The sequence below is a fragment of the Micrococcus sp. GbtcB5 genome (assembly GCF_019091605.1).
In the GTDB taxonomy this organism is placed as follows: Bacteria; Actinomycetota; Actinomycetes; order Actinomycetales; family Micrococcaceae; genus Micrococcus; species Micrococcus luteus.
In genome coordinates, this window is record NZ_JAGXJK010000666.1 from 1 (window position 1) to 228 (window position 228).

General features: G+C 85.5%; 1 pseudogene. It reads right to left on the reverse strand.

Annotation, left to right across the window (positions count from 1 at the left end):
• Positions 1–228: pseudogene (locus KVS67_RS13890) on the reverse strand (ABC transporter ATP-binding protein); the annotation flags it as partial.

Genomic DNA, 228 nt, shown 5'->3' on the forward strand with positions numbered 1-228 from the left:
GCGAGGACCATGTCCCCGCGCCGGCCGACGCCCCAGGCGCCGTAGGGGTGGGCCCGCGCCAGCGCGGTGGAGTACCGGTGTCCGGCGCCGGCGTCGGCGGGGGCCTCGGCCAGGGCGGCCGCGGCGGCGTCCAGGGCCTCGCGTGCGGCGTGCGGGCCCGTGGGGGCGTCGCGGGCCAGGTCGCCCACCGTGCGGGCGCGCCCGGCGGCCCGCCCCCGCAGCGCCTGC